24 protein-coding genes are annotated in these 24,974 nt (G+C 53.1%); 23 read left to right on the top strand and 1 reads right to left on the bottom strand.

The features are described 5' to 3' along the window. Positions 1–39 precede the first annotated feature (39 nt). The 7 genes from BMX45_RS22135 to holA all read left to right on the top strand — a co-directional run bounded on the left by BMX45_RS22135 (position 40) and on the right by holA (position 7,414). Positions 40–702, top strand: a complete 663-nt coding sequence (locus BMX45_RS22135; protein ID WP_090911878.1) for a ComEA family DNA-binding protein — start codon at positions 40–42, stop codon at positions 700–702. Positions 703–750: 48 nt separating this feature from the next. Next, positions 751–1,269 carry a deoxycytidylate deaminase gene (locus tag BMX45_RS22130; RefSeq protein ID WP_090912139.1) on the top strand — a complete coding sequence of 173 codons (519 nt, stop codon included), beginning with the start codon at positions 751–753 and terminating at the stop codon, positions 1,267–1,269. Between the two features lie 114 nt (positions 1,270–1,383). Further along, positions 1,384–1,614, top strand: a complete 231-nt coding sequence (locus tag BMX45_RS31960; protein ID WP_254778185.1) for a hypothetical protein — start codon at positions 1,384–1,386, stop codon at positions 1,612–1,614. Beyond that, positions 1,566–4,103 carry a ComEC/Rec2 family competence protein gene (locus tag BMX45_RS22125; RefSeq protein WP_254778184.1) on the top strand — a complete coding sequence of 846 codons (2,538 nt, stop codon included), beginning with the start codon at positions 1,566–1,568 and terminating at the stop codon, positions 4,101–4,103. Before BMX45_RS31960 ends, BMX45_RS22125 begins: the two co-directional genes overlap by 49 nt. Positions 4,104–4,288: 185 nt before the next feature. Beyond that, positions 4,289–4,837: an RNA polymerase sigma factor gene (locus tag BMX45_RS22120; RefSeq protein ID WP_009590814.1), complete on the top strand. Its 549-nt coding sequence runs from the start codon at positions 4,289–4,291 to the stop codon at positions 4,835–4,837. Continuing rightward, complete coding sequence (locus BMX45_RS22115) at positions 4,834–6,108, top strand: zf-HC2 domain-containing protein (protein WP_090911876.1); 1,275 nt, start codon at positions 4,834–4,836, stop codon at positions 6,106–6,108. The genes BMX45_RS22120 and BMX45_RS22115 overlap by 4 nt, the downstream gene beginning before the upstream one ends. Positions 6,109–6,394: 286 nt before the next feature. Continuing rightward, positions 6,395–7,414 (top strand): DNA polymerase III subunit delta, encoded by a 1,020-nt coding sequence (holA, locus tag BMX45_RS22110; protein WP_015734173.1) that lies wholly within the window; start codon positions 6,395–6,397, stop codon positions 7,412–7,414. 242 nt (positions 7,415–7,656) lie between these two features. On the opposite strand, the gene rpsT is transcribed toward holA, so the two are convergent. Further along, positions 7,657–7,929 carry a 30S ribosomal protein S20 gene (gene rpsT, locus BMX45_RS22105; RefSeq protein WP_009590780.1) on the bottom strand — a complete coding sequence of 91 codons (273 nt, stop codon included), beginning with the start codon at positions 7,927–7,929 and terminating at the stop codon, positions 7,657–7,659. 162 nt (positions 7,930–8,091) lie between these two features. Here rpsT and gpr point away from each other — a divergent pair, with 162 nt between their 5' ends. From gpr to BMX45_RS22025, 16 genes are all read left to right on the top strand, one after another. Further along, positions 8,092–9,093, top strand: coding sequence for a GPR endopeptidase (gpr, locus tag BMX45_RS22100; RefSeq protein WP_015734174.1), 1,002 nt, complete (start codon positions 8,092–8,094; stop codon positions 9,091–9,093). A 162-nt stretch (positions 9,094–9,255) separates the two neighbouring features. Then, positions 9,256–10,605, top strand: coding sequence for a stage II sporulation protein P (locus BMX45_RS22095; RefSeq protein WP_090911874.1), 1,350 nt, complete (start codon positions 9,256–9,258; stop codon positions 10,603–10,605). Positions 10,606–10,689: 84 nt separating this feature from the next. Next, positions 10,690–11,103 carry a hypothetical protein gene (locus BMX45_RS22090; RefSeq protein ID WP_090911872.1) on the top strand — a complete coding sequence of 138 codons (414 nt, stop codon included), beginning with the start codon at positions 10,690–10,692 and terminating at the stop codon, positions 11,101–11,103. An 89-nt stretch (positions 11,104–11,192) separates the two neighbouring features. Beyond that, a complete protein-coding gene (gene lepA / locus BMX45_RS22085) occupies positions 11,193–13,010 on the top strand; it encodes a translation elongation factor 4 (RefSeq protein WP_015734177.1) in 1,818 nt (605 codons plus the stop codon). Positions 13,011–13,212: 202 nt separating this feature from the next. Further along, positions 13,213–14,379 carry a radical SAM family heme chaperone HemW gene (gene hemW / locus BMX45_RS22080; protein WP_090911870.1) on the top strand — a complete coding sequence of 389 codons (1,167 nt, stop codon included), beginning with the start codon at positions 13,213–13,215 and terminating at the stop codon, positions 14,377–14,379. A gap of 75 nt (positions 14,380–14,454) precedes the next feature. Next, positions 14,455–14,916 carry an N-acetyltransferase gene (locus BMX45_RS22075; RefSeq protein ID WP_036666086.1) on the top strand — a complete coding sequence of 154 codons (462 nt, stop codon included), beginning with the start codon at positions 14,455–14,457 and terminating at the stop codon, positions 14,914–14,916. A gap of 108 nt (positions 14,917–15,024) precedes the next feature. Beyond that, positions 15,025–16,059: a heat-inducible transcriptional repressor HrcA gene (gene hrcA / locus BMX45_RS22070; protein ID WP_090911868.1), complete on the top strand. Its 1,035-nt coding sequence runs from the start codon at positions 15,025–15,027 to the stop codon at positions 16,057–16,059. A gap of 13 nt (positions 16,060–16,072) precedes the next feature. Beyond that, positions 16,073–17,608: a TCP-1/cpn60 chaperonin family protein gene (locus BMX45_RS22065; RefSeq protein WP_015734181.1), complete on the top strand. Its 1,536-nt coding sequence runs from the start codon at positions 16,073–16,075 to the stop codon at positions 17,606–17,608. Positions 17,609–17,667: 59 nt separating this feature from the next. Further along, complete coding sequence (gene grpE / locus BMX45_RS22060; protein WP_090911867.1) at positions 17,668–18,282, top strand: nucleotide exchange factor GrpE; 615 nt, start codon at positions 17,668–17,670, stop codon at positions 18,280–18,282. Between the two features lie 84 nt (positions 18,283–18,366). Beyond that, the gene (gene dnaK, locus BMX45_RS22055; protein ID WP_009590812.1) at positions 18,367–20,205 is read left to right on the top strand and encodes a molecular chaperone DnaK; all 1,839 of its coding nucleotides are present in this window, start codon (positions 18,367–18,369) and stop codon (positions 20,203–20,205) included. A gap of 92 nt (positions 20,206–20,297) precedes the next feature. Next, on the top strand, positions 20,298–21,416 hold the full coding sequence (gene dnaJ / locus BMX45_RS22050) for a molecular chaperone DnaJ (RefSeq protein WP_009590783.1): 1,119 nt from the start codon (positions 20,298–20,300) through the stop codon (positions 21,414–21,416). A gap of 235 nt (positions 21,417–21,651) precedes the next feature. Next, positions 21,652–22,023, top strand: coding sequence for a hypothetical protein (locus BMX45_RS22045; protein WP_175495185.1), 372 nt, complete (start codon positions 21,652–21,654; stop codon positions 22,021–22,023). Between the two features lie 50 nt (positions 22,024–22,073). Then, positions 22,074–22,274, top strand: a complete 201-nt coding sequence (locus tag BMX45_RS22040; protein WP_090911865.1) for a YfhD family protein — start codon at positions 22,074–22,076, stop codon at positions 22,272–22,274. A gap of 184 nt (positions 22,275–22,458) precedes the next feature. Continuing rightward, entirely contained in the window at positions 22,459–23,436 is a 978-nt protein-coding gene (gene prmA, locus BMX45_RS22035; protein ID WP_090911863.1) for a 50S ribosomal protein L11 methyltransferase, read from the top strand. Positions 23,437–23,438: 2 nt separating this feature from the next. Continuing rightward, the gene (locus BMX45_RS22030; RefSeq protein ID WP_090911861.1) at positions 23,439–24,131 is read left to right on the top strand and encodes a site-2 protease family protein; all 693 of its coding nucleotides are present in this window, start codon (positions 23,439–23,441) and stop codon (positions 24,129–24,131) included. A 72-nt stretch (positions 24,132–24,203) separates the two neighbouring features. Then, on the top strand, positions 24,204–24,974 hold the full coding sequence (locus tag BMX45_RS22025; RefSeq protein ID WP_090911859.1) for an RsmE family RNA methyltransferase: 771 nt from the start codon (positions 24,204–24,206) through the stop codon (positions 24,972–24,974).

Below are 24,974 nucleotides of genomic sequence, written 5' to 3'. Positions count from 1 at the left end.
TTGTACGAATTGAACTTTGAAGTAAAGGAGAGGTCTTGGATGAAACGGATATCTTTAGGTTGGAGTCTTGCCGCAACGCTTGCGGGCTGCGGACTCATCTTGTTTGCCGGCGGTACGGAACAGGGGATCGAAGGCTGGCAGCCGTTAAACGAACAGCTGGAGCAAGTCATGACCATGGAGGAGAGCGCCGGTACGAAGGCGCTTGCTTCCGATTCACGGGATAAGGATGCGGGAGGGGCCGCAGCTCCTGCTGACGCTCGAACGGATTCTTCTGATGCTGCAAAGACCGCTCAGGGTGGACAAAGCGAACCCGTCACGAACGCGAAGGAACCGGTGCCAAGTCTGGACTTGGTTGCTGCGGCCGGGGATGGCCAAGGTGCGGAAACCTCACCATCTTCAGCTTCTAATCAGGCAGCCGTTTCCCCGGCTACATCCCCGACGGAGGCTGTCGGTCAACCGGTCTCTGCCAATGAACCTCCAGCGCTGCCGCCGTCCATTCCGGATCCGTCCGGATTGATCAATGTGAATACGGCGGATGCAGCCACGCTGATGGAGCTGCCCGGCATAGGCGAGGCGAAAGCCAAGGCCATTATCGATTACCGGAATCAGTTTGGTCCATTTCGAAGTCAAGCCGACTTGCTGAACGTAAAGGGCATCGGGCCCAAAATGCTGGAGAAGATGAAGCCTTACGTAGGACTTTAGCTATGTGCTACAATAAAGGAGATATTGACAAGGAACAGGTGACAGATGATGAGTGCAGATCAACGTAAAGATTGGGATACTTATTTCATGGATATTGCCTTTATGGTATCTACCCGTTCTCAATGCCCTCGGCGTCATGTGGGAGCGGTGCTGGTGCAGGGCAAGAAGCTGCTCGGGACAGCTTATAACGGCGCGCCGATGGGGGTGCCTGATTGCTCGGAAGCAGGTTGTATGATCGCGGAGGATTATGAATTAGTCGTGCAGGACGGCAAGGAAAGCATGGTGAAGAAGCAGCGCTGCATCCGCACGATCCATGCTGAGCAGAATCTGCTGCTGTTCACGGACCGGATCGACAGGGAGGGTAGCACGGTGTACGTGACAGATCAGCCTTGCTGGACCTGTGCGAACATGCTGGCCAACAGCGGCATTGTCGAGGTTGTGTTCCATCGCCCTTATCCCAAGGACTCCGGCAAGGTGTCCCGCATGATGGAGCAGAAGGGGATTTCGTTCCGGCAGCTTGAAGCTTACGAGCCGCCGCGCGAAACCTTGATGACGGTAGCGGAATAATTCATGCATTGACGATTGCGAATGATAGGAATAGAAAGTTATGGAGGAAGAACCTTTGACTGCGATTTGCAGGCAAGGGTTCCTTTTTTATTTTGTCAAGAAGGGATACATTCAATGATGAAGCGAAGGCCATTACTTGTGTTTACCGTGTTATGGGTGATCGGCAGCGGTGCTGCATGCCTGTATGACGGATGGAAGCTCGCCATGATTGCGGTCGGGCTAATTCTTCTACTATTAGCTGTATGCCAGTGGGTGGGTGCAGGGCGCCTTTATACGATCTGCATGCTATTCTCATTGTGCGTATCGGGCTCGTATACTGGGAATGGCATGATGCGGCGAATGTAAGTGATTTCGAGTCGGTCCTTGCAGCGGAAGCGTCGACTGAAGCCATTCCTGTTACTGCGTTCGGGGTGATTTCTTCACCTATCGAGGTGGATGGCGACCGGGCAGATTTCCAGGTAACCTTGCAGCGGGCAGATCTGATGATCCAAGCCAAGCATCCGGCGGTGCAAAAACAAACCGATCCGAACGACAGCATGATGCTGAATACAGATGATATCGTTATGGTTCAAGTAAAACTGCTGGATAAATCGGAGCTGGAGATTGTGAAGCAATGGCAGCGGAGGGACCGCATACAGCTGAGCGGGGAAATGCAAAAGCCTGGAGTAGCCCGCAATTTTGGCGGGTTTGATTACCTTCAGTATTTGCGTACTCAGAAGATTCATTGGATCGTCAAAGTGAAGGGCTCGGACCAAGCGGTGGTCGAACCGCCCGACAGCTGGAAATTCAGCCATATTCTCAGATGGAATGATGCCCTTCGCGACAAGCTTGGAAGCAAGCTGGATCAATTGTACGGCGGCATCCATGCTGGTTATATGAAGGGACTCGTCATTGGCAATCAAGATGACTTGGATCCCGATACATTCATGGAGTTCTCGCGTCTGGGATTGACTCATATTCTTGCGATATCAGGCATGCATGTGGCCGTGGTTGTAGGTTGCCTGCTATTCGTATGCACAACCCTTCGAATGACGAGGGAGGCCTCGCTGACTGTGGTGATGTGGCTGATTCCGGTATATGTCCTGCTAACCGGGGCGAGTCCTTCCATCGTGCGCGCGGGCATCATGGGAATGATCGGTTTGTATGCTGCGCGGCGGCGGCTTTTGAAGGATGGGCTGCATATCCTCAGCGTGGCCGCGCTTGCCATGCTGGTGTGGAATCCGTATTTTCTCGTGAACGTCAGCTTTCAGCTGTCCTTCATCGTGACGGCGGGTTTGATGATATTCGTGCCGAAGCTGATGCCGCTGCTGACATTCTTGCCCCGCTGGCTGGGGGGAACCGTCGGCATAACGGTCGTGGCGCAGCTGATTTCCTTTCCGCTCACCATCTATTACTTCAACCAGGTCTCGCTTATTTCAGTTTTCGCCAATCTGATCCTCGTTCCGGTCATTAGCCTGGTCGTCCTGCCTTTAGGCATGGTGTCTCTGTTGATGGGGTGGGTATGGATGCGCGGGGCGGGCTGGCTGGCCGCCGTGACCGAATGGTTAAACCATATCACGTTCCGGATCGTTGAATGGATGAATGGTTCTTCGGTTTTTATGACATTGTGGCCGTCCCCGTCGTTAGCCTGGATACTGTGTTATTTCGTTGTCCTGTATGCTTTGCTGTCCATCTTGAACAAGAGATTCAAGAATCCCGAGGGAGGGCAGAACGGTTCGAATGATACGGAGCCACTGGACGGACGCCCGCCATGGGGCGGTAGAGCAAACTTGTCCGGCGTGGACACGCTGCCGATCGTGGGTCGATTGGCCGGTGCTTTGCGATGGAGAGGCTTCCTTCGTGCCAGTCATCATATCGAACGGTATGCCCCGGGAACTGCGATAGCCCTGCTGTCTGGGGTTTTGATTGTGCTGCTGTACAGCGGCTATCAGTCGCCGTCTACGCAAGGGGCGGGACTGGTGCAATTCCTGGATGTGGGACAGGGAGATTCGATATTGGTCACAACGCCTTCGGGCAAGCATGTTCTCATTGACGGTGGAGGGACGGTGAATTTTCGCAAGGAGAAGGATGCCTGGAAGGAAAGGAAAGCTCCGTACGAGGTAGGAGCGAAAGTGGTAGTGCCTTTGTTGAAAAAACGGGGCGTGCACCAGCTTGAAGCCGTCATCATGACCCACGGGGATCAGGACCACATAGGGGGACTTCTGGCTGTTCTGCAGGAAATCCCCGTGAAATCCGTCGTGTTTAATGGGACCTTGACCGAATCCGCTTCCTTCCGGAAGCTGATGTTATCCGCGGTTGAACAGCGCATTCCCGTATATCGGGCAGGAGTGGATTCCGTATGGAAACTTGACGGTCACACGGAGATCCGATTTTTATCCCCTCTTTTCCCAGAAAGTGGAGAAGTCATCAAACCATTACCGTTGATTAAGGAGCAAAATCATGCTTCACTAGTATTTGTCCTTCAGATGAACGGCAGCCGGGTCTTATTTACCGGGGATACGGATCAAGCAGCCGAACGGAAAATACTGCAGCACCTGGAGGGGCAATCCCAAGATGAGGCAGTCTCACCGCTTGTTGCCGAAGACCGGATCGACGTCATGAAGGTGGCCCATCACGGAAGCAAGACATCCACATCCGCCCTATGGCTGAATGCATGGAAGCCGACGGCCGCGGTAATTTCTGCCGGCGTCAACAATATGTACGGTCATCCTCATCCGGACGTGGTCGGCCGCTTGGAACGTTTTCGGTCCGTCATCTATCAAACCAACCTTCATGGCGAAATCCAGATGAGGATCAAGAACGGGCATATTGAGACGCGAACGAAGATTCCATGAAGACGCCCGCTGTTCCTGGGACCGGGTTTCGTAGTATGATCTTTATAGGAAAATGCAGCGGATGACTATAATCTTTATATTTGGTATAGTTAGATGAAGTTTCCTGAAAAAATTAATAGGTTACATACTGCAACATTTTTTTAATTCTATCCGTCTGTATGTATGCAGGGAGAGGGGGATCCACTGTGGTGGAGCAGGGACTCATAAGAGCCGCTCAATCGGGCGATCGCGACGCTCTAATCACCCTATTGCGAGAAATTGAGCAACATGTTTACCGAACTGCTTATTACATTTTAAACAATGAACAGGATGCCATGGATGCAGCCCAGGAAGCACTGATTCGCGTATATACGAAGATCAACTCCTATGAGGAGAAAGCCCAGTTCAAGACTTGGGTCCAGCGGATCGTTACCAACATATGCATCGATAAATTCCGCAGAACGAAGCCGACGGTTTCCATCGATGAGCATGACATGGTGTTTCGGGATCATCTCGACGTGGAAAGGGAAGTGATGTCGGGCTATCTGGCCCAGGATATCCAGGAGGCCATTAACCAATTGCCGGATCATCATCGCACGGTCATTGTCTTAAGGTATTTGCAGGACCTGTCCTACAACGAAATCGCTGATTGTCTGAACCTTCCGCTCAATACGGTGAAATCCTATTTGTTCAGGGCCAGGCAGCAGCTGCAGAATATGCTCCAAGAGCATCAGAAAGGTGGTGTATCAGGATGAATTGCCAAGAGGTGGTGGAACGCATGCACCGCTATTTGGACCGAGACCTTACTACCGATGAGACGGCCCAAATGTATCAGCATATTGCCGTGTGTCCCGAGTGTGCGGAGACCTTTAACATATTAAAGTCATTAAACAGAGAGCTTGAAGATCTTCCGGCCGTTACCCCGCCTGTCAGTCTGGTAGACGCTATCATGCCTAAACTGGATGCCATCGACCGTGATCGCGAGAGCCTTGTCGCACCTCCGGCCGTGAAAAGCCAGGAGCCTGCCGAAATGATGCCGGACATTCGGCGTCCGCGGCGTGCGGGCAGCTGGTGGAGCACGGTTGGCGGAAGAACGGCGATCGGGGCTGCCGCCGCTGTACTGATTCTCGGCGTCGCAATTTTTAATTATGAACCGAAGATGTTGTCCGATGCGGAGATTCCGTATGAAGAGGCGAGCACGACCAGCGCGGGAGCAAACGAGGATTCGGCCGAGACGGAGATTCAGGATATGGTTCAGCCGTTTGCCGCCGATGGCGGCGCGGAGACTGGCAGTACGGCGAACGAGGGGAGCGATCCTTCCGCAGGTTTGTGGGGTTCGCCGCCGGAATCGTCGGAATCCGATCCGAGTCCGGGCCCGAACGACGAATCGAAGGAGAAGACAGATCCATCGGATGGGGCTAAAGACACCAGGGAAGATGCAGCAGCCTCTAATACTCCGGTTCAGAAGAACAATGACGGGGAGCCTCAAGTGCCAGACCAACCTGCAAGAAGCAGCAATGAGGTACCCAAAAAAAATGACGCAAGCCAGTCGAACCCTCCGGTCGACGAGCCTGGGCAGAACTCGGAGAGCATGAGCATCCAGACTTCGCCTAATGATTATGAAGCCATGGACGTCCAAACCGAGAAGTTGCCTCCGATCAGCGACCCTGCGGGCGATGCAGGCGCTGGAAGCGCGGAATCTTCCGACCGTTCCACGGGATCGTACCAAGGGCTGGCGATGGTGCCGGAACAATGGCCGTCCCCGGATGGTCTGTACAGAGCCTCTTTGGAGGCCGAATATCTGGTGATTTATCGCCTGCCGTCGGGAGACCAGACCTCAGCTGAAGCAGTGGAAACGGTCGAGAGGATTCCGCTTGGCGGAAGCTGGGTATCCGGTCAATGGTCCGAGGACGGCTTAACATTCAAGTACAAGGTACAGACGAACAAAGAGCTGGTTGAATCCGTCTACTCCATAGAGAAGGCTCAGCCACCGGCGTCTGCGGGGCAGAAACAGCCTAAACCATAGAATTATACAGATATAAATACATTCGGCGCACCAATGCCGGGAGATATGAATACAATATATTAGAGAGAGCATTATACCAACTACCGTCGTATGACCGGCGGCGAGGTGTTTCTAGAGCATGCTTGCCGGCGTTTATATAGATGTGTTGGGACGAAGGGACCTTGCCGCTGCCTAAGCCGAGGTCTCTTTGTTTTCGCGTGGGCGATTTCGTTTTTTATGATTGACGTCTATCGCATTCGGGCAATGTTTTTTGGTATAGTGTACAGAGTAGAAAGGGGGGACGCCGATGGATGCCAAAGCGGCGGCCAAGGCAGTCAAGCAGGGAGACGTGTCTTCCGTCTATTTGCTGTACGGCAGCGAGAAATTTCAGATGAAGGAGTTCGCGGAATTTCTGGAAGCCCAGCTGATCCCGAAAGAAGACCGGGATTTTGCGCTGGTTCACATGGATTTAGGGGAAGTTCCGATACAAACCGTGGTGGAGGAAGCGGAGACGGTTCCTTTTATGGTTCAGAAAAAACTGATATTCGTCCGGGATACGGCTTTTTTTACGGCTGCAAAAGATAACGGGAAAGTGGATCATCGTCCAGAGGCTTTGCTGGATTATTTGACCGATCCCGCAGATTATAGCGTGATTGTCTTTATGGTGGGGCAGGAAAAGCTGGATGAGCGCAAGAAGGTAGTCAAGGCGGTCAAGAAGTCGGGGGTTGCCCTCTCCTTCATGCCTTTGGGCGGGGATGAACTTCTTCGCTGGGTGGACAAGCAGGTGAAGAAAGGCGGCTGCACGCTGCGCGCAGGCGCGGCGGAAGCGCTTGTTCGGAATGCGGGAACCAGCCTTCAGGCTTTATCGGGTGAAATCGAGAAGCTGTGTTTGTATGCGGGAGCCGACGGAGCCATTGATGTTGCAACCGTGGATATGCTGGTGGCGCGCAGCACGGAACAGAATGTGTTTGCGCTCGTGGAGGATATCGCCAATCTCCGATTGGACAAGGCGCTGGGGATCTATTATGAGCTGCTGAAGCAGCGTGAGGAGCCCATCAAGATTGCGGCCCTGATTACCAGACAGTTCCGAATCATTCTGCAGGTGAAGACGTTATCCACCCAGAGCTACTCGCAGCAGCAGATTGCTTCCCAAATCGGGGTGCATCCTTATGCTGTGAAGATTGCTGGCGAGCAGGCCCGAAAGTTTCAGACGGCACGTCTTGAAGGCATATTGAACCATCTCGCCAATCTGGATTACCAGATGAAGACCGGGGCCGTGGATAAGGTGCTCGGAATCGAGTTGTTTCTGCTGCGGCTTGGCGCGTAAGCGAACCAAAATAACTCAAGAGCGTACAGGGACGCGCGAGCGGCCGTACGCTCTTTTTCATCTAGAGATCAGAAAGTATGACCTGGGGAGGTCAACCAACTTGATCTCGCAAGAAAAACATCCGCCATAAGCGGTCAATCCTCCGAAGAGTGTGCATCGATGAACGTTTTTCTAATCACAAAAAGCCCTGAGCAGCGTGAACTGTTCAGGGCTTTTTCCATGTCGTATTCAACAAACGTTTCTTACGCTTGGGATGTAAGAGCGTTTAGTCTTTTCGCCAGACGGGATTTCTTGCGGGCAGCTGCGTTCTTATGGATCAGGCCCTTCGTTACGGCTTTATCAAGCTTCTTGGAAGCAGCTTGGAAAGCTACTTTAGCAGCTTCGATTTCTGTACCGTTCAACGCTACGTCAGCAGTTTTAACAGCTGTGCGAAGCGCGGATTTTTGAGAAATGTTAAGCGCGTGGCGTTTGTCATTTGTCTTTACACGTTTAATCGCGGATTTGATGTTTGGCATTACATTCACCTCCTGTAAGGCATTTCAATAGAGCGAAATGATTCACAACTTAAAATATTTTAGCATGGGGGTGGACAAAAAGCAATACTCATTCGGACTTCTGCATAATCTCTCCCATACTCTCGCACACTACTAACAATATGAGGAGGAGTGTGAATTTAGATGGATCTGGATCTGCAAAAATACTCGGTCCGAACGGATCTGGCCGTGGAATCAAGAGAACTGGCTGGAGGTACAGGAAGCGCGCCCATTCCCGGGGTTATGGAGGATGTGGTGCAGGAGGACGGAATCAAGATTACAAGGCTGGATGTGGAGAATGATGCCGCCTCTCAGCAGATCGGAAGGGTGAAGGGGCATTACGTCACGTTGGAGGTTCCCGATCTTCGCAAGGGCGATACGGGGCTTCAGGATCAGGTGTCCGTTGTCTTCGCCCGCGAGTTTGAAGCGTTCATGTCCCGAATCGGGATTGGACCCAAGGCAAGCGTGCTTATTGTCGGGCTCGGCAACTGGAACGTGACGCCGGATTCGCTGGGACCGCTGGTGGTGGAGAACGTGATGGTGACCCGCCAGTATTTCGAGCTCATGCCGGATCGGGTGGCCCCGGGCTATCGCCAAGTAAGCGCTGTGGCACCTGGTGTGCTCGGCCTGACGGGGATTGAGTCGAGCGAAACGGTCCAAGGCATCGTGGAACAAACGCGCCCCGAGTTGATCATCGCCATCGACGCACTGGCTTCGCGTTCGCTGGAGCGGGTGAATACGACCATTCAGATCGCGGATATCGGCATCCATCCCGGCTCCGGCGTTGGCAACAAGCGGAAGGGACTGACTCAGGAGATTCTTGGAGTCCCTTGCATTGCGATCGGCGTTCCGACCGTCTGCTACGCTTCCACCATCGTCAATAATGCGATTGAGCTGATGAAATCCCACTTTGGGGAAGGCGCGCCGGAAACGGGCAAGATTATGGGGATGCTGCACGATATCCCCGAAGGCGAGCGCCTCGCCCTGGTGAAGGAGGTTCTGGAGCCGCTGGGCCATGACCTTATCGTAACGCCTAAGGAAATTGACGAATTTATAGAAGATATCGCCAACATCGTGGCGACCGGCCTGAACGCGGCGCTCCATGAAGCCGTGGATCCAGGCAATGTAGGCGCGTATACCCACTGACCCATAGTAAAAGCTCCGAATCTATCGGAGCTTTTATATTTTTCCAGGATCTAGTTCTATCGAATCTCCCCGGTTCATAGATTTGAAGTATAAGAGATTACAGAGTCGCGGGAACGGCTGAATGAGGTCGGCATCTCCCGTCGAACCGAGGAGGACATCGCTATGAACAATCGCAAGTTTCGCATCTGGAATATCGCCAGAATGAAACGGAAGGTCATGGAAGGTCTGAGCATGGGACGTACGTTAGTTATACTGATGCTAGGCTCTCTTATATTTTTTATTTTGCTAGGGCTCGGGGGAATGGCGGAACAGCGGATGAATTCCTCGCCCGTGTCATCGATGAAAGGATTGGCCGCTTCGTTATCCAGCCATTTTTTCATCGATATGATCGGCATGGAGATGCCGCATATGACGGCTTCCAAAGAGACCTCGAGCTTCTCCGGCGAGAAAATGTCCACGTTCGTCTTTGAGCTCCTGACGAGCGTAAACCCGAAGGATCCGAAGAGCCTCCTTGCGGGAGAGCTTCCTGGCATGAAGGCTAATCAACCGGTTCAGCTGTCGCACGGCTCCGGTAACGAGGATGGCGAGGCGCCGGCCGATTACCGGCCGGATCCGGCAGAAGAGCAGGCGGAGGGAGAGCCCGCGGAGACCAGGGAAGAGCCGACGCAAGGCGAACAAGGGAACAGCGGCAATGAAGGAAAGGGCGAGGATGCTCCGGATCAGGGCGCGAAGGACGAGCCCGGCAGCAAGAATGAACCCGGAAGCACCTCCAAGGACGGAAAGACAACGAACGGGAAGAAATCCGTGCTCATCTACCATTCCCACCCGCAGGAAGCCTATAACCCGCTGCTCTCGCATCCATCCGATAATCCGGGGGCGGTATCACCGACCAAGAACGTCATGCTGGTGGGCAGCTTCCTGAGCAAAAGGCTTGAAGCCAACGGAATCGGCACCCTTCACGACAAGAGCGACTATCAATCTATCGTTGAAGGATATAACTATAACTATTCTTATAAATACTCGCGCCAGATGGTCGTGGAGGCCATGTCCCAGAACGACGGCATCAACTATCTGATCGATATCCACCGGGATTCGCAGCGCTACAACAAAACGACGGCTGCCGTAAACGGCGTCAATTACGCCAAGGTGTACTTTATCATCGGACATGCGAACGAGAACTGGAGACAGAACGAGGCGTTTGCAAGCAAAATCAATGCCAAGCTGGAGAAGTCCTATCCCGGCGTTTCCCGGGGCGTGTGGGGCAAATCGGCGGACCAAGGGAACGGAGAGTACAACCAATCCTTGTCCCCGAACAGCATCCTGATCGAAATCGGCGGCATCGACAATACGAAGGAAGAATTGCAGCGAACGGCAGAAGCGCTGGCCGACATCATCGCCGAAGTTTACTGGCAGGAACAAGAAGCCGAGAAGGCCAGTGTGAAAAAAGAGAGTGATCCAGCGAAGAAGCAGTCGGCTTCAGCAGCCAAGGACGGCAGCGAAAAAGGCGCGTAGGATAAAGCGTCCAAAGCAGGTTGAAGGTTGAAGGAAAGGGTCATGAACGGAGCAGGAATGAAGGGGTAAATCAAGGAGGGGCTTATGATGTCGAGATTGGGAAAACGGTTTGTGGCGCTTATCATATGGACAGGCATCGGCATATTGGTCGGCATGCAGCTTGGAGGGGCCAAAGGGCCAGTGCCTGCCGACGGTACCGGGGGAACGCAGACCGTGGTGCAAGGCCATGTTCAGGATCCGCAAGGCGGAACGGCCCAGGGGAATGGATGGGGAGGGACGCGCAAGCATCCTCCCGCCCCTGAATCCGTCGACCAGGAACCGGACGCCCGCAAGACGGCAGTGCCCGAATACGAGCCGTCGCCCAGCGACATCCTGCTCCCCGAACGCTCCCAACCGCCTGCCGATGTGCTAGCCGACAAAACGGCCGGACTGCTTCAGCAGCTCTCCGACCAAAGCATCCGCTGGGTCGTGTCGATGTTCGGATCGATCACGGAATAAATTTCGCCTTTATTCTCAGCATTGCTGTGCATCCCCTCAACTGGTATAATAAGTTGATTCAAACATCTGGTGGTTGTTGGGGGTTAGGCATGACAGACGTACAAGTAAGACAACAAAAAATTCGCAATTTCTGTATCATTGCACATATAGACCATGGGAAATCGACGCTTGCCGACCGTATTTTGGAATTTACGGGCGCATTAACTTCGCGTGAAATGCAGGAGCAGGTACTGGATCAGATGGATCTGGAGCGAGAGCGCGGAATTACCATCAAGCTGCAGGCGGTTCGCCTGAATTACAAAGCCGATGACGGCGAGGAGTATATATTGAACCTGATCGATACTCCGGGACACGTCGACTTCACGTATGAGGTATCCCGAAGCCTGGCCGCTTGCGAAGGCGCGCTGCTCGTTGTCGATGCCGCGCAGGGAATCGAAGCGCAGACATTGGCCAACGTATATCTGGCATTGGATAACAATCTTGAAATTTTGCCTGTCATTAACAAAATCGACCTGCCGAGCGCCGATCCCGAACGGGTGAAGCAGGAGGTCGAGGATGTCATCGGGCTCGATGCCAGCGATGCCGTTTTGGCTTCCGCGAAAGCGGGCATCGGAATCAAGGAAATCCTGGAGCAGGTGGTTCAGAAAGTGCCTGCGCCAACGGGTAATTCCGAAGAACCGCTGAAAGCGCTGATTTTCGACTCCCATTATGATCCTTACAAGGGCGTTATCGTATATGTTCGCGTCATTGACGGCAGCATCAAGGCCGGCTCCAAGATCAAGATGATGGCCACCGGCAAAACCTTCGAGGTGATCGAGGTGGGTGCCTTTAAGCCGCGCATGTCCATCGTGGACGAGCTTAACGTCGGCGATGTCGGTTTCATCGTGGCGGGCATCAAGAGCGTTGGCGATACGCAGGTCGGGGATACGGTAACGGATGCCAAGCGTCCGACGGCCGAGCCGCTCCCGGGTTACCGCAAAATCAATCCGATGGTGTTCTGCGGATTGTATCCAATCGAGACATCGGACTACAACGATCTGCGCGAGGCGCTCGAGAAGCTGCAGCTGAACGATGCATCGCTCAGCTTTGAGCCGGAGACGTCCAGCGCGCTCGGATTCGGCTTCCGCTGCGGATTCCTGGGCCTCCTTCACATGGACGTCATTCAGGAGCGGATCGAACGCGAGTTTAACATACCGCTGATTACGACCGCGCCGAGCGTGATTTACCGCATCACGCAGACGAACGGAGAGCAGATTCAAATCGATAACCCTTCCCATTATCCCGAGGTCGGCAAGGTCGATTATGTCGAAGAGCCTTATGTTAAAGCAGCCATTATCGTGCCGAATGATTATGTCGGAGCGATCATGGAGCTTTGCCAAAACAAACGCGGCGAATTCGTCAACATGGAATACCTGGACACGACGCGCGTCACCATTACCTATGAAATTCCGCTGTCGGAAATCGTGTACGATTTCTTCGATCAGTTGAAATCGAGCACCAAAGGATATGCTTCATTCGATTATGAGCTGTCCGGATACCGCCGGTCCAATCTGGTCAAAATGGACATTCTGCTTAATGCCGAGCAGGTGGATGCCCTGTCCTTTATCGTGCACAAGGACCGCGCCTACCACCGCGGCCGGGCGATTTGCGAGAAGCTGCGCGAGCTGATTCCTCGCCAAATGTTCGAGGTGCCGATTCAGGCATCGGTCGGTACCAAGGTTGTGGCCCGCGAAACGGTTAAAGCGATGCGCAAGAACGTGCTTGCCAAATGTTACGGCGGCGACATCTCCCGTAAACGGAAACTTCTGGAGAAGCAGAAGGAAGGTAAGAAACGGATGAAGCAGGTGGGCAGTGTCGAAGTGCCGCAGGAAGCCTTCATGGCCGTTCTGAAAATCGACGACAAGTAATAGGAACCAATGCAGGGGAAGGCTTTGAGTTAAAGAGCCGCTCCTAGCGTGTATAGCCTTTACGATGTAAATGATGGGAAAGCCGATTCACGGCTTTCCTTTCTTTCATTCCAAGAGGCATAGCGTTATAGTAGAGAAGGAACTTTCAAGAGTTACTTAAAGTAAGTCATGCCAGAGCGGTATATGAGGGGGCAAGAGAAGAATGACGGCAAACGATCAACGGACGGAAGCGGTGTACATCCACATTCCGTTCTGTACCAATAAATGTTTTTACTGCGACTTCAATTCCTACGTGTTAAAGGATCAGCCGGTAATGGATTATCTGCGAGCGCTGGATAAGGAAATGGAGCTGACCGTTCAGGCTAATCCGCCGGGACGAATCAAAAGCATCTTTGTAGGCGGCGGGACTCCAACCGTGCTGAAGCCGAACGAAATGGAATACTTTTTGCAGAGCGTAAAGCGCCATTTTCCGGAATGGTCCGATAACATCGAATTTTCAATGGAGGCGAATCCCGGCACCACGGATCTGGAGAAGCTGTCCGTCATGCGCCAAGGCGGGGTGAACCGGATCAGCTTCGGGGTACAGGCCTTCCAGAACACATTGCTGACCGGCATCGGCAGAATTCACGATACGGATGACGTATACCGGAGTCTCGATAACGCCAGAAAAGCAGGCTTTGACAACATGTCCATCGATCTGATGTTCGGTCTCCCCAATCAAACTTTGGACATGCTTGCGGAAAGCGTGGATAAGGCATTGGAGCTCGAACTGCCGCATTATTCAATCTACAGCCTGAAGGTTGAAGAGAATACGCTGTTCCATACGATGTACCAGCGAAACCAGCTTCCGCTTCCGGACGAGGAGGACGAGCTGAATATGTACCTTCTTTTAATGGAACGGATGAAGGCTGCCGGATATAAACAGTACGAAATCAGCAATTTTGCGAAACCAGGCTTCGAGAGCCGGCATAATATGACGTATTGGCGGAACGAAGATTATTACGGCCTTGGCGCGGGAGCGCACGGATATGTCGGCCGTCAGCGCCATGTGAACATCAAAGGGGTCAATCCCTATAATGAGGCAGCCAATAAAGGCCTTCCCAGATTGGAGAGCTTTGAGATATCAAGGGAAGAAGCGATGGAGGATTTCCTGATGGTCGGGCTCCGCGTGCTGGACGGCGTCTCGCGCAGCCGGTTTCGGGAGCAGTTCGGGATCTCCATGGAGGAGGTTTTTGCCGGTCCGCTGAATAAAATGGTAGGCGCGGGCCTACTCGATGCCACCGAAGACGGGTATAAGCTGAGCAGCAAAGGCATTTTGTTTGGCAACGATGTGTTTGGCGAATTCATAGGAAGCCTGACGACAAATTAATCTATTGAACTTATATGCGCTCTGTTGTATATTTATTCATAACATGACGGAGCGTGTAAAGGGGAGACGGACAACATGTCGGCGGTATGCAGAAAAGCAAAGTTAGAGGATGTCGAGCCGCTGTATCAGATGATTCAGGGTTATGCCGAGAAGGGGATTATGCTCCCCCGGTCCAAAAAAGTGCTGGAGAAACAAATCGGAGAATTCGTTGTAGCTGAATCCGAAGGGCACGTCATTGGCTGCGGTTCATTGTGTCAGCTGGGAAGCGATTTGGTCGAGATCCGTTCGCTCGGCATCTCGGAAGGATATAAAGGGCAAGGCATCGGCTCCATGCTGGTGGATACCCTTCTGGAAGAAGCGAAACGCCGCGAGCTTCCGAAAGTGATGGCCTTGACGTATGAGGTATCCTTTTTCATCAAAAACGGCTTTGCCGTCGTAGAGAAGGAGATTTTTCCGGAGAAGGTATGGACCGACTGCATCCACTGCAAGAAGCAGCATGCTTGTGACGAAATAGCTGTTCTTAAAGTACTGAACTGACTTGACAATCCTCAGGTCGGTTTGGTATTTTTGTTATATCGGTTAGCACTCGATGACGATGAGTGCTAACGAAAGCGAAAATGAGCAGTCAGCAAGGAGGGAAGCGACATGTTAACAGATCGTCAGCGCATGATTTTGAATGCCATTGTGGATGACTATATCCGTTCTGCCGAGCCGGTTGGTTCAAGAAGCATTTCCAAGCGAGGGGACGTCGGCTACAGCCCGGCAACCATTCGTAACGAGATGGCTGATCTGGAGGAGCTCGGGTTTCTGGAGCAGCCCCATACTTCAGCCGGACGAATACCGTCGCATAAAGGATATCGATATTATGTTGATCATCTCACGTCGTCGTTTTCCTTGAACCCTGCGGAACTGCATATGATGAAATCATTTTTTGCAGAAAAGCTGAACGTGATGGAGCAGATGATACAGCATACAGCCGGCATTCTGTCTCAAATGACTAATTACACTTCCATCCTGCTGGGACCGGAAGTTTTTCATACGTCTTTGCGCCATTTCCAGATTCTTCCTCTCCATGAGGATCAAGCGGTGGCCATCATCGTTACCAGCACAGGGCAAGTCGAGAACAAGGTTGTTTCGATTCCGCAGGGCGTGTCCGTAACGGAACTGGAGCAAGTGGTAAATCTTCTGAACAAGAAGCTGGTCAATGTGCCTCTATATAAACTCAAGACTCGTTTGTATTCGGAAATTGCCGAGGAAATGCAGCGGCATATTTCACATTATGAGGATCTGATGAGTATGCTGGATATCGCTCTCAACAACGAACCGGATCACCGGGGGGTATATCTGAGCGGCACGACCCACATGCTGAACCAGCCGGAGTTCAAGGATGTTGATAAGGTAAGGGAAATATTCGAGCTTCTGGAGCAGACTCCCGCACTGATGAAACTCATGGCACCTGCTCCCGGGGAGCATGGTGTCCAAGTGAAGATCGGCACGGAGAATACGCATGAGGCCATTTCGAACTGCAGTTTGATCACTGCGACGTATTCGATCGACGGCAAAGCGCTTGGTTCGATCGGCATTCTCGGTCCTACAAGAATGGAATATGCACGGGTGATCGGCATCTTGAATGTGTTATCCCATGACCTGACGAAGCTGCTGTCACACTGGTACAAATAAAGGAGTGAGACAGATGAGCCAAGGACAACATAGCCAAGTGGACGGAGACGAGCGCTATTCCACGCTGCTGAACAACAGCAATGCCGTCCGCGCAGTTACGTCCGCCGTAGAAGGCACGCTTGGCCCCAAGGGGCTCGACGTCATGCTGGTTGGCCCGCGCGGCGAAGTGGTCATCACCAATGACGGAGTGACGATTCTGGACAAAATGGATGTCACCCATCCCGCCGCGCGCCTTCTGATTCAGGTGGCTCGGGCGCAGCAGGAGAAAATCGGCGACGGTACCACAACGGCAACCGTGCTTGCGGGCGCCCTCGTGCAGGAAGGGGTATCCCGCATCACGCGCGGGGTGCCCGCTTCCAAGGTGGTTGAGGGCCTGCGCCAGGGAATCGAGAAGTCGATGCAGCTCTTGTCGAAGCGTGTCCGGCTGATCGGCGGATTGGATGATCCGCTGCTGGAACGGACGGTGCATGTCGCCGGGCGTGAACGGAAGGACATCGTGGAGCTGGTTATGCAAGCCGCGCGCAAAGCCGGAATCGACCGTCTGCAAGATCCTTCCTACTCGCTCGCAGACAGTATAATTGCCCTGGAGAATGCCGAGAATGAAGTGTTCGAGGGGGTTCTGCTCCGGCAGCGGCCGATCTTCGCCAGGGAGTCCAAGTCATACGACGATGCCAGAGTGCTGGTGCTGTATGATTCCCTGGAGCCCGACGACATCGACGAAGAGGCGCTTACAACCGAAGCCGGATTTGCGCAGTATATGGATCTGCGAAAAGTGTTCGCGTCGGATTTGGACAGATTGTCCGAACTATCCGTAAAACTCATCCTCCTCGAAAAGGGCATTCATCCGGATGCGGAGCAGTTTTGCCTGGATCACGGGATGATGGTGGTACCGCGCGTATCGCGTGCGGATCTCCGCAAGGTAAGCGACATGACGGGAGCTACACCGATACGCCGCAAGGCGTTACATAAAGACTCGAAAGAGCTTGCGGCCCTTCTGGGTCATACCCCGCGCGTCGCTTATGATGAAGGCATCGAAAAAATCCGCCTGTCCTGCGGCAGCAAGGACCGCATTGTGACGGTGATCGTCGGGGCAAGCACTTCGGAAGTGGTAGGGGAGGCCGCTAGGATTGCGGGCGATGCCGCTTCGGCACTGCAGGCTGCCGTATCGGGCGGGGTGCTTCCAGGCGGCGGGACAAGCGAACTGGCCGTGTCTTATGAGCTGGAACGAATCCGGGAAGCCCAGAAAGGCATGGAAGCCTTCGGCATGGAGGCAGTTTCCGCCGCGCTGCGAAAGCCGATGTCGCAGATTCTTCTGAACGCCGGTTATAATCCGCTTGAGAAGATGGAGGAGGTCCGAGCCGCACAAATCCGAGCCGACTCCGACTGCATGGGCATTGACTGCGACAGTGGGCGGGTTGTCGACTATGAAGAGCTGGGCGTGCTGGATCCGGCCCCGGTCAAACTTCACGGCCTGCGGGCAGCCGGCGAGGTTGCGGCTGCCGTGCTGCGGATTCATCATGTGATCAAGATGAAGGAAATAGGCGAATAACGCTATGATAGATGAGTTATAGACCGTCTGGTTTAGAATATGAAGGAGGTGAAGGCGTCTTGAATAATGAGCACAAGGATGCCGTTCAAGATACAGTTACAGAAGAAACGATCGATGAAACTTTGGAAAACACGCCAAACACGGATGAGAGCGGGTCTTCGGAGGAGGCCGTGAATCCCGAGCAGGAGATTCCCGTAACGGAATCGGCTGATGAAGCCGCAGGTTCGGCCGAGCTTGAGAAGCTTCAGGCCGAGCTGCAGGAGCAGCAGCAGCGTACCCTGCGGGTACAGGCGGATTTCGATAATTTCCGCCGCCGCACGCAGAAGGAAAAAGAGGATCTGGGCAAATATGCTTCCTCCAAGCTGATTACGGAGCTTCTGCCCGTCATCGACAACTTTGAGCGTGCCCTCCAGGCATCCGAGGAGAACCCGGAATTTGAATCCTTCTCCAAGGGCGTCAGCATGATCTTCCGTCAATTGGAATCCGTTCTTGCTACCGAAGGCTTGAGCGCAATGAAGAGTGTGGGCGAGCCGTTCAATCCGGAGTACCACCAAGCGATCATGCAGGTGGAGAGCGATGAGTACGAGGAAGGCATCGTGGTTGAGGAAGTGCAGAAAGGGTACATGTTAAAAGATAAAGTATTGAGACCTGCCATGGTTAAAGTGAGCATGTAAACGACTTTCGATAGTCGTTTATCATATAAAAATGATGAATGTCATGCGGGGATTCGCATGAATGAATAAGGAGGAAAATTTTACATGAGCAAAGTTATTGGTATCGACTTAGGAACAACCAACTCCTGCGTAGCCGTCATGGAGGGTGGGGAAGCGGTAGTTATCCCGAATCCGGAGGGTGCCCGCACAACCCCGTCGGTTGTCGGATTTAAGAAAGACGGCGAGCGCATCGTTGGGGATACGGCCAAACGCCAAGCGATCACCAACCCGGATCGCACCATCATTTCCATTAAGCGCCATATGGGCACGAATCACAAAGAATCCATCGACGGCAAAGACTACACGCCGCAAGAAATTTCCGCCATCATTCTGCAGAAGCTGAAATCCGATGCGGAAGCATACCTGGGCCAGCCTGTAACCCAAGCGGTTATTACGGTTCCCGCATACTTTAATGACAGCCAGCGTCAGGCGACCAAGGATGCCGGCAAAATCGCAGGTCTTGAAGTTCTGCGTATCGTCAACGAGCCGACGGCTGCGGCATTGGCTTACGGCATGGAGAAATCCGAAGACCAAACCATCCTGGTATATGACCTTGGCGGCGGTACATTCGATGTTTCCATTCTGGAACTGGGCGACGGCTTCTTCGAAGTAAAAGCGACCAGCGGGGACAACCAACTGGGCGGCGACGACTTCGACCAAGTGATCATCGACTATCTGGTAGCCGAATTCAAGAAAGAGCAAGGCATCGATCTGAGCAAAGACAAAGCAGCCGTTCAACGTCTGAAAGACGCAGCGGAAAAAGCGAAAAAGGAATTGTCCGGCGTACTGACAACAACAATCTCGCTGCCGTTTATCACGGTTGCAGACGGCGTTCCTCAGCACCTTGAGATCAACCTGACTCGCGCTAAATTCGAAGAATTGTCCGCTTCCCTTGTAGAGCGCACGCTTGGACCGACTCGTCAAGCGCTCAGCGATGCAGGTTTGACAGCGAACGATATTCATAAAATCGTCCTTGTCGGCGGTTCCACTCGTATTCCTGCCGTACAGGAAGCGATCAAAAAATTGACGGGCAAAGAGCCTCATAAAGGCGTTAACCCGGACGAAGTGGTTGCGCTTGGAGCAGCGGTTCAAGCCGGCGTATTGACTGGTGACGTTAAAGACGTCGTATTGCTCGACGTGACCCCGCTGTCCCTCGGTATCGAAACCGCAGGCGGCGTATTCACCAAAATGATCGACCGCAACACGACGATTCCTACAAGCAAATCCCAAGTGTTCTCCACTTATGCGGATAACCAGCCGAGCGTGGAAATTCACGTGCTGCAAGGCGAGCGCGAAATGGCAGCCGGCAACAAAACGCTTGGACGCTTCATGCTCGGAGACATTCCTCCTGCACCGCGCGGCGTTCCGCAAATCGAAGTTACCTTCGATATCGATGCCAACGGGATCGTAAACGTGTCGGCAACGGATAAAGGCACCGGCAAGAGCCAGAAGATCACCATCACGTCCTCCAGCGGCCTGAGCGACGCTGAAGTTGAACAAATGATGAAAGACGCTGAGCTTCATGCCGAAGAAGACCGTAAACGCAAAGAGCTGGTGGAGGCTCGCAACAATGCCGACCAACTCGTGTACACGACCGAGAAAACACTCAAGGACCTGGGCGACAAAGTCGATGCTTCCGAAGTGGAAAAAGCAAACGAAGCGAAAGACAAAGTGAAGAAGGCGCTTGAATCCGATAACCTGGAAGAGATTAACGCTTCGGTAGAGGAGCTTACTCAAATCGTACAGCAGCTGTCCGTGAAGCTGTATGAGCAAGCGGCACAAGAACAACAAGGTGCTGAAGGTGCCGAGTCCGGCGCTCCTAAGAAAGACAACGTCGTGGATGCAGATTACGAGGTTGTTGACGAAGATAAAAACAAAGGTTAATCTGAATAGATTGTATGGGAAGGTCAAAGCTGCGCATCTTCGCACTTTGGCTTTCCTTATGTAAAGAGTAATAAAGAGATTGGGGTGAAACCGTGGCTGATAAGCGTGATTATTATGAGGTGCTCGGTGTCGGCAAGGATGCATCGGACGATGAGATCAAGAAGGCGTACCGCAAAATGGCCCGCCAGTATCATCCGGACGTGAACAAAGCGGCGGACGCGGAAGCCAAATTCAAGGAAGTGAAAGAGGCTTACGATGTATTGAGCGATGGTCAGAAGCGTGCGCGTTATGACCAGTACGGTCATATAGATCCGAACCAAGGCATGGGCGGAGGCGGTTTCTCCGGTGATTTCGGCGGTTTTGGAGATATATTCGATATGTTCTTTGGCGGCAATGGACGCCGTGATCCGAACGCGCCTCAGCGGGGGAACGATCTGCAATACACGATGACGGTTGAATTCAAGGAAGCCGTATTCGGCAAGGAAACGGACATTACCATTCCGAGAACGGAGACATGCGATACATGTCACGGCTCAGGAGCGAAGCCGGGCACGCAGCCGCATACCTGCTCGGTGTGTAACGGAAGCGGGCAGCAGGAGGTCGTGCAAAATACGCCGTTTGGACGTATGGTGAACCGCCGCGCCTGCTCGAACTGTAACGGAACCGGGAAGATCATCAAAGACCGCTGCTCGACTTGTAACGGCAACGGCAAGGTGAAGAAACAGCGCAAGATTCATGTTCGTGTGCCTGCAGGCGTGGATGACGGAGCTCAGCTGCGCATGACGGGCGAAGGCGAAGGCGGATTCCGCGGCGGTCCGGCCGGCGACCTGTATATCGTAATCCGCGTGAAGCCGCATGACTTCTTTGAACGCGAAGGGGACGACATTTATTGCGAAGTGCCGCTTACCTTTGCCCAAGCCGCGCTTGGCGACGAGATCGAGATTCCGACGCTCACCGAGAAAGTGAAGCTGAAGATTCCGGCCGGCACGCAGACGGGGACGTTCTTCCGCTTGAAAGGCAAAGGGGTGCCACGGCTGCGCGGCATGGGACAGGGTGACCAGCATGTCAAGGTTGTGGTCATTACGCCTAGCAAGCTCAGCGATGAACAGAAAGAGCTGCTTCGTCAATTCGCTTCGCTTGATGGCGAACAGACCCATGAACAGGAACAGTCTTTTTTTGACCGTGTAAAAAAAGCTTTCCGCGGAGATTAATTCACGATAGGGGTAATTCCCTCATAGCATAGCAAAATAACAAAAAGCAGCAGGCTCTAAAGGTTTCCCTACCTTTGGCCTGCTGCTTTTTGGTTTGTGGCAGAAGAAGCAGCAGGGATGTCCCGCTGCTTAACAGGTTCGTATCGCTCAAGAATAAAAGGTTTGACAATGAAGCAACCTAGGATAGTTCCATCTCGGAAGATGCAATCTTGAATAGGAAATGCAGGTGAATGAAGTGGCAGAGAAAAACATTTTGGCCTATTTCAAAAGTCCGGAAGAAGCCCGGCATGCGGCCCGCAAATTGCAGTCGCTGCGCGTTGCCGATATGTCCATCGACCGTTTTAGCGCCGATCCCGGCGGGGAGCTCAACAATCCGATGAATCCATTGACAGGCAACATCGCAAGCTTAACAACGATGACCTTAAATGCGGATATTTCAGGGCCGGGGGCCGGAATTCTCGGAGCTGCGGACCCATCGGCCAGCGGGATGAGCACCGGCGGCGAGGATGGAACCGAAGGCCGGGATATTTTGCTGACGGTTGTGCTGGACGAAAACGTCTTCCCGCAAGCCATGCGGTTAATCGAAGAATCCGGCGGCATGATTTAAGGTTCCAGTCACCGCTCTGAGTGTTGATATCGGAAAGGAGAATAACACCCATGATGAGACGCGTAAAAAAAGGGAAGATCTCGAGCAAAACCGAGAAGATGATTGCGCTGCAGTCCGCCAAGGCGGAGGATGTTGAGTTTTCGGCGATGGAAGCCGATCACGATGATGTGGAAGCGCTGCGCCGAAGCGAGGCAGCGGATGAACGCCAATTGAAGATAATTTTGGATGAAACCAGCAAAAATGTAGATTAATCGCTACCGATGTGGAATGTGGAAAAGCCCGCTTGCCTTCTTTTAATGGAGGTGCAGCAGGGCTTTTTTGAGTTTGATGAATGTCTTTGAAAAGTTATCATGGTATTTTAGTGCAAACTTTGTATCCGGGGTCCTCAATATAGTACAATGATACTTACGTATGAATGAGGAGGAACAATTGCACATGTTATGGCGTGAATTAACGATACATACCACGGAGGAAGCCGTGGAGATGATTACGAATTTCCTGCATGAAGCGGGAGCCGGAGGCGTTTCGATCGAGGAGTCCGGTACTACGAACAAAAAGCGGGACACCTCTCTGGGACAGTGGTTTGACGAGATCGTTCCGTTTAACGATATTCCTGAAGGCCAGGCCGTCATCAAAGGTTACTTCGACGAAACGGTGACGCTGGAAGCGATCCTCGATGAAATAACGCCGCGCGTCAACGAGCTGAAGGAATTCGGTATCGAAACCGGCGAAGTTCAGTATGATATGAAGACGGTGGACGAGAATGATTGGGCTACGGCCTGGAAGCAGTATTTCAAACCGATCCGCGTTTCCGACAGGCTGACCATCAAACCGACGTGGGAAGAGTACACCCCGGAATCCGAGCACGAGTCCATCATCGAGCTGGACCCGGGCATGGCCTTCGGCACAGGAACGCATCCGACGACTTCGTTATGCTTGCGTACATTGGAGATGGTGATCAAGGGCGGAGAGGAAGTCATCGATGTCGGGACTGGCTCAGGCATTCTCTCCATCGGCGCAGCGCATCTGGGCGCTTCACGAATTCTGGCTCTCGACCTGGATCCGGTCGCGGTATCCAGCGCGACGGAGAACACCCGCCTGAACGGCCTGGAAGACCGGATTACGGTAAAGGAGAGCGATCTGCTCTCCGTACTCACGGATTCGTCCGATGACTCGGATCTAGGCGTGAGACTGCCGGTACAAATCGTGGTGGCCAACATCTTGGCCGAGGTTATTCTGCTGTTCGTGGACGACGTATACCAGGCTCTTCAGCCGGGAGGCGCTTATATCGCTTCGGGCATTTACAAGAACAAGGAAGAGATCGTGGAGAAGGCTTTGATTGCTTCCGGTTTTGAAATTGCGGATATTTGCCGCGAGGATGATTGGGTTGCATTCGTGGCGAGGAAGAACTGATTATGGATTTTTTGGACCAACTGCTATTTTACCCGTTGGAGCAGCTTCCTTTTTACTTGATTGCTTTAATTATTGCATTTACCGTGCATGAGTTCTCGCATGCCTATTTTGCCAATAAATTCGGAGACCCGACGGCCAAGCTGCTGGGCAGGGTCACGCTCAATCCGGCGGTGCATTTCGATTTTCTGGGGATTCTTCTCCTGCTGATTGCAGGTTTTGGCTGGGCACGCCCCGTACCGGTCAACCGGGAGAACTTCAGCAACCCGCGCCGCATGAGCATCATCGTGGCGGCGGTCGGTCCGCTGAGCAACCTTCTGCTGGGGATACTGGGGGCGCTCATTTATGCCGTTCTGTATCAAACAGGAGTGATTCCTCCTGTCGGATTAACCAAGACGGATCAAGCGGTGCATTTGTTCTTTAATATCTTTATATTGCTCAATTTCTTTCTATGCCTGTTCAATCTGGTTCCATTGCCTCCGCTCGACGGCTACCGGATTCTAGAGAATGCGCTGCCGCCGCGTCTTAGCGCGAGGATTCAGAAGTTTGAGCAATGGTCGATCCTTTTCTTCCTGTTGATCATACTGTTGCCTGTGTTCCAGGATTATACGATCAACCCCCTGTACGATGCGGCACATGCGCTGTCTTCCAAATTTTTGGACATGTTCATTATGATGACCGGCGGTTACCGGCTCTGATTTACTCTGGTCAGTTTGCGCGAAAAGTTGTATGATGGGGTTTGGCGATTTTTGAGTTAGGTGAGGATAGAGATGCAGCGATATTTTGTGGCTCCCGCGCAATTCGAGGGAGATCGTGTTGAGATTACGGGCGACGATGCCCGTCATATTGCCAAGGTCATGCGTGGCAGGCTTGGCGATAAATTGATCGTGAGCGACGGGGTATCCCGCGAGGCCTTGATGGAGATTGAACGCATCGATGCAGGCAGCGTGCTTGCCGTCGTGATTGAACCCATGGAGATGTCGCAGGAACCGCGTCTGCAAGTGAGCATTGCCCAGAGTTTGCCGAAAGGCGACAAGATGGAGACCGTCATCCAAAAGTGCACCGAGATCGGCGCGGTGTCCTTTGTTCCCTTCCTGTCGGAAAGAACGATCGTTCAATACGATGCCAAAAAGGAAGGAAAGCGGCTGGAGCGCTGGCGCAAAATCGCGAAGGAGGCGGCTGAACAGGCGCATCGCAACCGGATTCCGTCGGTTGAACAGCCTCTGACGTGGAAAAATCTGCTTGCAGCGTTTTCCGGCTATGATGCCGTATATTTTTGTTATGAAAAAGAGCAGGGGTCCCAGCTGAGGGACGTGATGAAGCCTTTTGCAGAGCAGGCGCTGCGTGAATCGGCCAAGCCTGCCAGCTTGCTGCTGGTCGTTGGGCCCGAGGGCGGCTTTACGGAAGAGGAATGCCGAGCGGCCGAAGCTGCGGGAGCCGTAGCCGTGGGACTCGGAAGGCGGATCCTTCGCTGCGAAACCGCCGGCATGACGGCGCTGGCCTGCGCACTATACGAATCTGGAGAAATGGGGGGCGTTTGA

The sequence above is a fragment of the Paenibacillus sp. cl141a genome (assembly GCF_900109305.1).
Lineage (GTDB): Bacteria > Bacillota > Bacilli > Paenibacillales > Paenibacillaceae > Paenibacillus_AQ > Paenibacillus_AQ lautus_A.
Note: the sequence above shows the minus strand (reverse complement) of the source record. Positions and strands in the feature narration are given on the sequence as shown.

Coding starts and splice junctions, on each gene's coding strand:
- hemW (WP_090911870.1), top strand. CDS start 13,213: ATGACGGCAAACGATCAACGGACGGAAGCGGTGTACATCCACATTCCG.
- BMX45_RS22090 (WP_090911872.1), top strand. CDS start 10,690: ATGATGTCGAGATTGGGAAAACGGTTTGTGGCGCTTATCATATGGACA.
- BMX45_RS22040 (WP_090911865.1), top strand. CDS start 22,074: ATGATGAGACGCGTAAAAAAAGGGAAGATCTCGAGCAAAACCGAGAAG.
- BMX45_RS22135 (WP_090911878.1), top strand. CDS start 40: ATGAAACGGATATCTTTAGGTTGGAGTCTTGCCGCAACGCTTGCGGGC.
- hrcA (WP_090911868.1), top strand. CDS start 15,025: ATGTTAACAGATCGTCAGCGCATGATTTTGAATGCCATTGTGGATGAC.
- BMX45_RS22130 (WP_090912139.1), top strand. CDS start 751: ATGAGTGCAGATCAACGTAAAGATTGGGATACTTATTTCATGGATATT.
- lepA (WP_015734177.1), top strand. CDS start 11,193: ATGACAGACGTACAAGTAAGACAACAAAAAATTCGCAATTTCTGTATC.
- rpsT (WP_009590780.1), bottom strand. CDS start 7,929: ATGCCAAACATCAAATCCGCGATTAAACGTGTAAAGACAAATGACAAA.
- BMX45_RS22065 (WP_015734181.1), top strand. CDS start 16,073: ATGAGCCAAGGACAACATAGCCAAGTGGACGGAGACGAGCGCTATTCC.
- dnaK (WP_009590812.1), top strand. CDS start 18,367: ATGAGCAAAGTTATTGGTATCGACTTAGGAACAACCAACTCCTGCGTA.
- BMX45_RS22075 (WP_036666086.1), top strand. CDS start 14,455: ATGTCGGCGGTATGCAGAAAAGCAAAGTTAGAGGATGTCGAGCCGCTG.
- BMX45_RS22025 (WP_090911859.1), top strand. CDS start 24,204: ATGCAGCGATATTTTGTGGCTCCCGCGCAATTCGAGGGAGATCGTGTT.
- holA (WP_015734173.1), top strand. CDS start 6,395: ATGGATGCCAAAGCGGCGGCCAAGGCAGTCAAGCAGGGAGACGTGTCT.
- BMX45_RS22115 (WP_090911876.1), top strand. CDS start 4,834: ATGAATTGCCAAGAGGTGGTGGAACGCATGCACCGCTATTTGGACCGA.
- BMX45_RS31960 (WP_254778185.1), top strand. CDS start 1,384: ATGATGAAGCGAAGGCCATTACTTGTGTTTACCGTGTTATGGGTGATC.
- BMX45_RS22095 (WP_090911874.1), top strand. CDS start 9,256: ATGAACAATCGCAAGTTTCGCATCTGGAATATCGCCAGAATGAAACGG.
- gpr (WP_015734174.1), top strand. CDS start 8,092: ATGGATCTGGATCTGCAAAAATACTCGGTCCGAACGGATCTGGCCGTG.
- BMX45_RS22030 (WP_090911861.1), top strand. CDS start 23,439: ATGGATTTTTTGGACCAACTGCTATTTTACCCGTTGGAGCAGCTTCCT.
- prmA (WP_090911863.1), top strand. CDS start 22,459: ATGTTATGGCGTGAATTAACGATACATACCACGGAGGAAGCCGTGGAG.